At 69.0% G+C, this 9,417-nt stretch carries 9 protein-coding genes and 1 pseudogene; 3 read left to right on the forward strand and 7 right to left on the reverse strand.

All coding sequences use genetic code 11. The features are described 5' to 3' along the window. Positions 1–158 precede the first annotated feature (158 nt). Both ACFVYK_RS00670 and ACFVYK_RS00675 read left to right on the forward strand, forming a co-directional pair. Positions 159–1,508 carry a glycosyltransferase family 2 protein gene (locus tag ACFVYK_RS00670; protein ID WP_389767177.1) on the forward strand — a complete coding sequence of 450 codons (1,350 nt, stop codon included), beginning with the start codon at positions 159–161 and terminating at the stop codon, positions 1,506–1,508. 386 nt (positions 1,509–1,894) lie between these two features. After that, on the forward strand, positions 1,895–2,437 hold the full coding sequence (locus tag ACFVYK_RS00675) for a hypothetical protein (RefSeq protein WP_389766999.1): 543 nt from the start codon (positions 1,895–1,897) through the stop codon (positions 2,435–2,437). A gap of 282 nt (positions 2,438–2,719) precedes the next feature. Here ACFVYK_RS00675 and ACFVYK_RS00680 read toward each other — a convergent pair whose 3' ends face one another. The 4 genes and pseudogenes from ACFVYK_RS00680 to ACFVYK_RS00695 form a co-directional block, all read right to left on the reverse strand. Next, entirely contained in the window at positions 2,720–3,031 is a 312-nt protein-coding gene (locus ACFVYK_RS00680) for an SCO5918 family protein (protein ID WP_389767001.1), read from the reverse strand. Between the two features lie 75 nt (positions 3,032–3,106). Next, complete coding sequence (locus ACFVYK_RS00685; protein WP_389767003.1) at positions 3,107–4,615, reverse strand: DEAD/DEAH box helicase; 1,509 nt, start codon at positions 4,613–4,615, stop codon at positions 3,107–3,109. A 323-nt stretch (positions 4,616–4,938) separates the two neighbouring features. Continuing rightward, positions 4,939–5,142, reverse strand: coding sequence for a cold-shock protein (locus tag ACFVYK_RS00690; RefSeq protein ID WP_007387007.1), 204 nt, complete (start codon positions 5,140–5,142; stop codon positions 4,939–4,941). A 451-nt stretch (positions 5,143–5,593) separates the two neighbouring features. Next, positions 5,594–5,739, reverse strand: a pseudogene (locus tag ACFVYK_RS00695) (hemolysin III family protein); the annotation flags it as partial. Between the two features lie 227 nt (positions 5,740–5,966). Between ACFVYK_RS00695 and ACFVYK_RS00700 the strand changes: the two are divergent. Beyond that, positions 5,967–6,503 (forward strand): hypothetical protein, encoded by a 537-nt coding sequence (locus ACFVYK_RS00700; RefSeq protein WP_389767005.1) that lies wholly within the window; start codon positions 5,967–5,969, stop codon positions 6,501–6,503. A 67-nt stretch (positions 6,504–6,570) separates the two neighbouring features. On the opposite strand, the gene ACFVYK_RS00705 is transcribed toward ACFVYK_RS00700, so the two are convergent. The 3 genes from ACFVYK_RS00705 to ACFVYK_RS00715 form a co-directional block, all read right to left on the reverse strand. Further along, the gene (locus ACFVYK_RS00705; RefSeq protein WP_389767006.1) at positions 6,571–6,846 is read right to left on the reverse strand and encodes a hypothetical protein; all 276 of its coding nucleotides are present in this window, start codon (positions 6,844–6,846) and stop codon (positions 6,571–6,573) included. Between the two features lie 233 nt (positions 6,847–7,079). Then, positions 7,080–7,430: a cadmium resistance transporter gene (locus ACFVYK_RS00710; RefSeq protein WP_389767008.1), complete on the reverse strand. Its 351-nt coding sequence runs from the start codon at positions 7,428–7,430 to the stop codon at positions 7,080–7,082. 75 nt (positions 7,431–7,505) lie between these two features. After that, on the reverse strand, positions 7,506–9,122 hold the full coding sequence (locus ACFVYK_RS00715) for an MFS transporter (protein WP_389767010.1): 1,617 nt from the start codon (positions 9,120–9,122) through the stop codon (positions 7,506–7,508). Between the last annotated feature and the right edge of the window lie 295 nt (positions 9,123–9,417).

Below are 9,417 nucleotides of genomic sequence, written 5' to 3' on the forward strand. Positions count from 1 at the left end.
CGGAGGTGTCATCGGTGGGCCGGCCGACGCGGGGGCAGACGCGCGAAGAGGCATGGGGCCCGGCGTTCGTACGTCAGCGCAGAGACCTGACCGCCAAGGGGCTGACCCTGCCGGGACACATACCCGACCTTCGCCGAGCCGGTCCTGGACGGATCGTCGTGCTGGTGCCCGCGCACAACGAAGAAGCGCTCATCGCCGAAACCCTGCGGTCGCTCGCGGCCCAGACCAGGCCCGCGGACGAGGTCGTCGTCGTCGCCGACCGATGCACCGACCGCACCGTTCAGATCAGTGCGGCCCACGGCGCGAGGGTCGTCGAATCGGTCGGGAACACGCAGGCCAAGGCAGGTGCGCTCAACCAGGTCCTGGACGAATTGCTGCCACGGCTGTCCGATGATGACGCTGTCATGGTCATGGACTCCGACACCTCGTTGACCCCCGAGTTCATCGCCAGGGCAGCCCGCCGCCTGCACGAGCAGGAACCCGGCCTCCCGCCCATAGGGGGGGTAGGCGCCATCTTCTTCGGCTACCCGCTGCGCGGTCTGGTCTGCCACCTCCAGGACAACGAGTACGTGCGTTACGCGCACGAACTCCACCGCCGCCATGGCCGCGCCGACGTCCTGACCGGCACCGCCTCCCTCTACCGGGCCGAGGGCCTGCGTCACGTCCACCGAGCCCGCACCGAGCACACCCTGCCGAGGGGAGACGACATATACGACGTGGAGTCGCTGACCGAGGACAATGAACTGACCCTCGCACTCAAACACCTCGGATACCGCTGTGTCTCCCCCTGCGCCTGCGTCGTGGGCACCGAACTCATGCCCACCTTGTCCCGGCTCTACTACCAGCGGCTACGGTGGCAGCGCGGCGCCCTGGACAACCTCAGGGCCTACGGCCTCACCCGCGTCACGCTGCCCTACGTGTGCCGGCAGGCGCTCACCTATCTGAGCGTGGCCTTCGTCCCCTTCTTCCTCACCGTCCTGGGGTATTACACCGTCACCGAGGGCTTCCCCGGAGTGCCGTGGTTCTGGGCCGCCGTCACCGGCATCGCGGCCTTCGAACGCGTGTGGGCAACCAAACGCGGCGGGTGGAAGGCCCTGCTGCTCGCCGTCGCGATCGTGCCTGAAGTGCTTTTCGACCAGTTACTCAACGTGGTCTACGCCAAAGCCCTCATCGATTTCCTGACCCGCTCCGACGCCACCTGGGAACAAGCACGCGGTCGCAAGAAACGTCTGCGGAGGCTGATGGTCAGCACCTGCGGTCTGGTCCTCCTGCTGGCCGGCGTCGTGGGCCTGGCCTTCGCCTGCATCGCGCTCGGCATCGCCTGGTACCTGATCGCCGTCTTCGTGCTCTCCGGTGTCGCCGCAGCCGTCATCCGCCTCAGCCGCCTGTACCCCCTCGGCCTGCTGCTGTCCCTGCCCAGCGGAGAACCACAGCACGACGAGATCCCACCCTGGTCTCAGCCAGGGGCGCCGGCATCGGTAACGACCGGCCCACGCAGCCACCGTTGACCGGTTACGACAGCACAGCCGCCGCCAACGCCACCGGTCCGAACCGCACAACCATGCGCCGGCCCGCACCGCACGCGCACCGCGCTGCAGTGCTCACCCTCCTGGACGGGGCCGGTGGGTTTCCGAACTCGGGCTGGGCGTGGGAGGCTCGGCGTTTTGGTCACCGGTCGGAGTGGATGGGACGCGTGGATTCTTCGGCGTGCGCGAGACGTACAGCGGCGGGTGTCTTGGCCGCACTGGTGCTATGGCTGGCCACAGGGTGCGGCCAGGACTGGGGCCGCGGAGAGGAGGTGGCGGGGGCAGGCGGTCCGGAGGCCGCGTCGGTGGGGCCGCCCGCATCCGCGGGAGGTGCGAGGCCGCTGAGCGCTGCGGAACTGAAGAGGGCCATGACGCCTCTGGACGGGTCCACCCTCGACAAGCTGTCCGGTGAGGACGGCCCCGTGGTGGGGCTCGGCGGTTCGCAGGCGACCCCGGCCGTGTGCCGGCCGCTCGCCGATATGGTGACGTTCGGCTCCAGCCCGAAGCCGACCGACGTCGTGGCGCGTACGGTCACCCAGTCCTCGCTTGCCGAGATGGGGACGGCGCTGTCGGTCGCGCTGGCCGGACACGCGGAGGCCGATGCGGTGCGGGTGATGGCAGGACTCCGGTCGGCGGTGAAGGCGTGCGGCTCGGGCTTCGAGGACGACGGGATCCCGTACAGCTCGGTGAAGGCGGTGACCGCTGCGGCGAAGGGCGACGAGGCGGTGGCGTACCAGATGGTCGGTGAGGTGAACGGGAGGCAGATGCCGATGGCGTTCACCGTGGTGCGCAGTGGGTCGACGGTGGTGACTTTCCACGCCTTCAACGTGCTGGGCGACGGTTCCGCCGCCGTGCCGCGTGCCCTGGTCACCGCGCAGCTCGCCAGGCTGGCCAAGGCGCCGAGCACGTGATGCGACGGGGCTGGTGATCGCCGCCCGTGCCCCATCGAGGCTCGCCCGCAGGCCGACCGCAGAACCGCGCCGCCCGTGGGATGAACCGGCTCCCGCCGAACAAGCCGACACCCGCTCGGGTCCGGGGGAACCGTGTGCGGTCGGTTTCAGTTCCCATGCGTCCTGCGCTGCCGCAGGTGCCTCAGGTTTGCCTCAGGCGGCTGCCAGGAGGATCACTGAGGTGCATGGTGACGACGGTGAAGCTCACTGCTGCCGCGACGGCGGCCCACGTCTGTCCGTCGGTCATACTGCCGCGGGGGCCCCGAGCATCGCGGACGCCTCCTGGAACGCGTTGAGCGTGCGAGCGGGTGCAGCGGCCCGGGAAAGGTCGCGGCAGGTGAAGCCGAGCTGGGTCATGGCCCGCAGAACTTCGTCGGTGCTGAAGTCGCGGCGGTCCTGTCGTGTGACGACCTGCCCGACCTGCTTGACGGGGTAGGTGCGACGGCCGACGATCACGGACGCGCCGAGGACCTTCTCAGGCCTGACGCCCTTCATCGATTCCAGGACACCGCTCTTGGTGAGGTCGAAGGGGAAGCGGGCGATGACGCAGCGCATGATGCCTCACAGGGAGAAGGACGAGGGGGTGGTTCTGCCGCTCTCGAGGCGGTTCAGCGAGCCAGGGCGACGCCCTTATGCCGCAGCGTCGAACGAGGACTGCCGGGTCATGCGCCGGGCGGCCGAAGCGGGGCTGCGCCGGCCGCGTGAGGACGTGCCGCGCTGACGCCGCTCGGCTACCGGCGCGGTGATCGTCACCGGGATGCCGGAGGGTGTCTGGGCACCGGTGATCTGGCCGAGTGCCTCTTCGCCCGAGCGCACCTGGGTGGTCTGGGGCACGATGCCGGCGACGGTCATGAGGCGGGTCATGTCGCGGCGCTGGTTGGGGGTGACCAGGGTGACGACCCTGCCGGACTCGCCGGCGCGCGCGGTACGTCCGCCGCGGTGCAGGTAGTCCTTGTGGTCGGTCGGCGGGTCGACGTTGACGACGAGGTCGAGGTTGTCGACGTGGATCCCGCGGGCGGCGACGTTCGTGGCGACGAGCACGGTGACGTGTCCGGTCTTGAACTGGGTCAGGGTTCGGGTGCGCTGGGGCTGCGACTTGCCGCCGTGCAGGGCGGCGGCCCGTACCCCGCTGTTGAGCAGGTCCTGGGTCAGCCGGTCGACGGCGTGCTTGGTGTCCAGGAACATGATCACGCGGCCGTCGCGTGCCGCGATCTGCGTCGTCGTCCAGTGCTTGTCCGCGCCGTGGACGTGCAGCACGTGGTGCTCCATGGTGCTGACCGCACCCGCGGAGGGGTCGACGGAGTGGACGACCGGGTCGGTGAGGTAGCGGCGGACCAGGCGGTCGACGTTGCGGTCGAGGGTGGCGGAGAACAGCATCCGCTGCCCCTCGGGGCGGACCTGGTCCAGGAGCGCGGTGACCTGGGGCATGAAGCCCATGTCGGCCATCTGGTCCGCCTCGTCCAGGACGGTGATCGCGACCTGGTTCAGCCGGCACTCCCCGCGGTCGATGAGGTCCTTGAGCCGGCCCGGCGTCGCGACGACGACCTCGGCGCCACTGCGCAGCGCATTGGCCTGCCTGCCGATCGACATTCCTCCGACGACCGTGGCGAGACGCAACTGTACGGAGCGGGCGTAAGGGGTGAGCGCGTCGGTCACCTGCTGGGCCAGTTCACGCGTGGGCACGAGGACCAGGGCCAGCGGCTGGCGGGGCTCGGCGCGCTGTCCGGCGGTGCGGGCGAGCAGGGCCAGGCCGAAGGCGAGGGTCTTGCCGGAGCCGGTGCGCCCGCGTCCCAGGGCGTCGCGGCCCGCGAGGGTGTTGGGCAGGGTCGCGCCCTGGATCGGGAAGGGGACGCTCACGCCTTGCGCGGTCAGCGCGGCCAGCAGCTGCTTGGGCATGTCGAGGTCGGCGAATGCCTCGACCGCGGGCAGCGCGGGAGTGATCGTCTTCGGCAGGGCGAACTCACCCTGGACCGCTGCGGGGCGTCGGCCGGATCCGCCCGAACGGCTCGGACCCGCTGAACGGCTCGGGGCGGACGAGCCGAAACGGCTGTCCCGCCTCGAACCGGCGCTGGAGCCGAAAGCGGGGCCGTCGGTGCGGCTGCGGCGGGAAGATCGGTCATACGTACGTGCGGAGTTCATTGAGAACCTTCCTTGATACGGCACGTATCAAGGAATTCTCGCAGCAATAGCAGCGCGGGGAATCACAAGAACGGGCCGAATGGAATACAAAAGAGAATATGGGGTGCAGTAGATCTGGTGCGGATTGCATCGACGGAACCGCTGACGCCACATGGGCGTGAAATCCCGGACGCCTACCGTTGCACCTTGAGTGAGGCGCGCGCCCCGGAACTGGGGACCGCGGGCGCTCCTCGGCCCGCAGGTCGCACCACTGCGGGGAATGTCCGTAGCTGGGGCCCGCACCCCGAGGGATGCGGGCCCCAGCTACGAAGTGCGCGTCAGCGTCAGGCGAGGACGATGTTCTCGGCCGTCGGGCCCTTCTGGCCCGCCGCGATGTCGAAGGTGACCTTCTGACCTTCGAGCAGTTCACGGAAACCCTGGGCGGCGATGTTCGAGAAGTGGGCGAACACGTCGGCTCCCCCACCGTCCTGCTCGATGAAGCCGAAACCCTTGGCCGCGTTGAACCACTTCACAGTACCTGACGCCATGTCATGTCTCCTCTAGGGCAGTATGCCGGGACCCGCGATGCGCGGATGCCGGGTCGCCGCGATGATGCCCCGTCCGGAAACTGACCGGAAATACGAAAACGCCGCCAGCGGCTGAAAATACCGGCGAAGGCGTTTGAAGTTTTGGGAACCACAACTGCAACTGAGATCGACAGTAGCATGAGATGGCGGGCCGAGGGCGGTAAATGACTCCGTCCTGTTCACTGCAGCAAAAACACTTTTCGCGCGACGTGTCAAACCCTCACCTCGCCGCCATAGATATTGGCCCATCCGAAGCGCAGCGTTCCAAGAAGAGCGGTCGCCGCCAAGCGCTCAAAGGAGCGCGCATTCCGGCTCAGTTTTCCTGCCCGGCGCGCACCCCGGCGCGCCGTACGCCGGTCTCTCCATGGATCAGGGCCGCTGGCGGGGCGAGCAGGCGTGCAGATATGGGCGGTCAGCAGGTGACAAGGAAAAGGGTGATGCAATGCGCGGCGAAGGCTGCCGCCGTCAACGCATGGAACACCTCGTGGAAACCGAACCAGCGGGGTGAGGGTCCGGCCGTCGGATGTCGTAGACGACCGCGTCCACGCTGCCGAGAAGACGCTGCCGAGAAGACCGACGGCCCCGATCAGGATGAGGACGCGGCGCCGCCTCCGCCGGGCGTGGGCTTCCTCGCCGGCGGGTGGACTCCGGTGTGGCTCCCGCCAATTGGACCGCCCTGAACCGAGTAGAGCCGCTGGTCCCGGGGAACGATCAGGGCTTCCGAACGGGCATCTCCGCTCGCCTAGCCGCAAGGATCGCCGATGCTTCCTGAGGTCCGCCCTCACATGTCCGCTCCGCTCGCAAACCAGTTGGAACACCAACTGGGCCTCGCTCTTGGCCTCGAAGCCCGGCAGCTCGATGTGGAGCGTGTCGCCGGCATCGCGGTCGTCGCTGCTGCCCACTCCCGTGGCTACGCGTCCATCGGCCATCTCCTCGGGCTGCTGGCCGCGCTCCCGGCTCCCACCGAAGCCGGCGAGCGCTTCTGGTCGGACCTGTGGAGGTCCTCAGGCACCGCTTACCTGCTGCCCGCCAACATCAAGGCCGAGGTGCTGCAAGCCCTGGCGGGCGAAGGAACCGCCCTGGCCCGACAGATCCTCTCGGCTGTCGATGAGATGACCCCGCCCCAACGCGTCGCGGCGGGGGAGGTGATCGGTCAAGCGCTCGTCGAGTCCGACCATCTTCCCGACCTCAAGACACAGGTCATCGGAGAGCTGTGGCTCCGCGATCTCGAACTCACTGCCTGGCGCGTCCTGCACGCCGACCGCAGGTCGGACGATCCTGCTGGACGGAAAGCCTTCCTGGAAGCCTGGACGAGCGTCTGACGTCTGCTCCTCCAAGCTCCAGGTCCGTTGAACCGATCGGGGAGCCGAAGCCGGAGGCAGCGGGGTTTCACGAAGGGTGGCCGTCTTCGGGCAGGTAGGAGGTCTGCCTCAGCAAGGCGGCCATGCCCTTGAGTGCCTGGCTGTAACCGGCCGTGTAGCGGGCATCGGTGTCCGTGCGTCCGCTCTCCGCCTTGGCCGACCGGTCCAGGTGCAGGGCGATGCGCAAGTGGTTCCTGTGCAGCGGGCCGTTCTCGCCGTCGAGAGCCGCTCGCGCCCGTTGCTCGTCCCGGTCTTCGAGTGCACTGGTGTCGAAGGCCAACAGTTCCTGGTCCGGGGGTTGCACGGGCGTCCCTCTTCGTTTCCCTCCAAGGTCCATGACACCCGCCGCGAGTGTCGGTTCCGCGATGCCGACCATCTCATCGCGGCCAGCGGAGTGCCCGGTGACTTCTCCGGTCACCCGAGCCGAAGGGCGGATGTACAGCGATCGGTGCGCTCCTCGCCCTCGGCAGGTGACTGTCGAGGAGGGCGTCGGCGCCGAAGCGATGCGCCTCCGACCGCTCTCACCGCCCCCGGGCCCTACAAGCCGAACGCGCCGCCGTTGACGAGGATGAGCAGACCGAGGGCGGTCAGAACCAGTGGGAGCAGGATGTGGCCCCACCGGCTGAGCGCTTTGGCGATCAGGGGACGGGTGGCGAAGTACCGGCCCGCCAAGCACCACACGGCAACCAGGGCGAGGAAGACGATCACGTACACGCTCATGCCGCCCGCGCCGGCGGTGGCGAAGACCGGAACGTAGACGCCGACGGTCTCGCCGCCGTTGGCGAAGGTGACGGCGGCAACCTCCAGGGCCTTCAGGCCGCCCTCGGTCGTCTGCTGCTCGTCGGCTTCGTCGTCGCGGTGCTTCCAAGCCCGCCAGGCCGCCTTCACGCCGAGGGCCAGGGGAAGCAGCCCGAGGTAGGGGACCCTCGGCGATCCAATGGCGGCCCCTACCGTCGCCCGCCGCTACGCCTTGGTCGAGCCGGGCTGGGTCGTCGGGATCCGGTGGGTGAAGAACAGCGCGACGAGGGCGCTGAACGCGAGGACGGCGAGTGCCGCGCGCAGGCCGTCGAGTCGTGCCTCGGCGTTCGCGTCGAGCGCGGCGTCGGTGACCTCCGCACTCGCGTCGGCGTCGGCGAGGGCGGTCTTGAGCTGAGCGTCCGACAGGAAGGGCGCACCGCTCTGGAGTTGGACGTTCGCCGAGTCCTTGACCCTGGCCGGCACCGCGGGATTCTGCTCGATGCTGGTCAGGAACGACGTGGTCAGGGTCGCGATCAGGATCGACCCGGCGAGTGCCGTACCGATCGAGGCCCCGAGGTTGGTGACAGAGTTCTGGATGCCGCCGACCTCCGCGCTCTGCCGGTCCGGCACCGCGGACACGGTGACCGAGCCGAGCTGGGAGGCCAGCGCGCCCATGCCCAGCCCGATCAGCAGCAGCGGGACGGTGACGATCTCCGCGCCCGCGTCCGCGTCGAGCGCGGCCAAGAGCACCAGCGCCCCGGCGAACATGGAGAGGATCCCGAGCCGTACCACCCGACGCGGTGAGACGTCCGGGAGGAGACGCGGGATGAGGATCGCGGCCGCCAGCAATGTCAGCGAGAGCGGCAGAATGCGTGCGCCGGTCTTGAGTGCGGAAAGACCGAGGGCCACCGACAGATAGAGCGGTACGACGAAGAACACGCCCATCTGCACGAGGTACTGGAAGAAGAACATCGTCAGGCCACCGGTGAGCTGCTTGTTCTCCAGCAGTTCCGGATCCACGAGCGGCTCCCTGCCCTGTCCGACGAGCCGGGCCTCCCAGCGCAGAAAGGCCCAGATCAGGAACAGGCCGACCAGCATCAGCCAGACGACCAGCGACACCCCCAGCCACGAGGGCGCGTCGGGCTTCGGCCGGAACCAGCCCCACTGGTCCGAACGCAGCACGCCGAACACGAAGATCCCGAGGCCCAGAGCGGAGAGCACGGCGCCCACGAGATCGATGCGCGGCCGCCGGTCGGGCGCCGCGTCGGCGGCCCTGCGGGCGAGCACCAGGATGCCGAGCACCAGAAGCACTTCACCGGCGAACACCCAGCGCCAGGAGAAGTACGTCGTCGCCACACCCCCGATGAGGGGCCCCACCGCGATCGCCACGGCCCCTGCGGCGGCGACAAGTCCGTAGGCGGCGGGACGGCGTTCCACAGCGAAGTTCCCGGCGACGAGTGCCACGATCGCGGGCAGGATCAGTGCCGCGCCGACGCCTTCCAGGAACGCCCAGCCGATCAGCAGCACCGGCAGGTTCGGGGCGAGGGCCGTCGTTAGGGACCCGCAGCCGTAGATGACGCAGCCGATCATGAAGGCCCGCTTGCGGCCGATCAGCGCGCCGACCTTGCCGCCGGGGATCATGAGCATCGCCATCACGAGCGTGTACGCCGTGATCGCGCCCTGGATCCCGGTCACGGTCGAGCCCACGTCCTCGGCCACCGTCGCGATCGACACGTTCATGACTGAGCTGTCGAGTGCCATCAGGAACTGGCCCGCCGCGAGCGTGAGCAGGACGACCCGCGCCGTTGAGGAACTCCCGCGTGTGTCCGCCTTGGGGGTCATCGCCGTATCGTCGCAACGATCCCCGAAAGCGGCGCGCGACCCACCACAAGGATCATCCGATCGGAGGGTGGCCTTCCCCGGCGTCAGCGCCGACGGTCGTGCGTTTCCGAACCCGTCGAGCACCATCAGATCAGTTCCCAGGGCGGACGCTTCGGCGAAGGCGGACTCGGTGGCTCCCACGACCACGGGTCCGTGCTCGGTGGCTCCCACGACCACGGGTCCGTGCTCGGTGGCTCCCACCACCACAGGTCCGTGCTCGCCGGCGAGCACCACGGGACCGCACGGGTCCGGTAGG

Source organism: Streptomyces sp. NPDC058291, assembly GCF_042880855.1.
GTDB lineage: Bacteria > Actinomycetota > Actinomycetes > Streptomycetales > Streptomycetaceae > Streptomyces.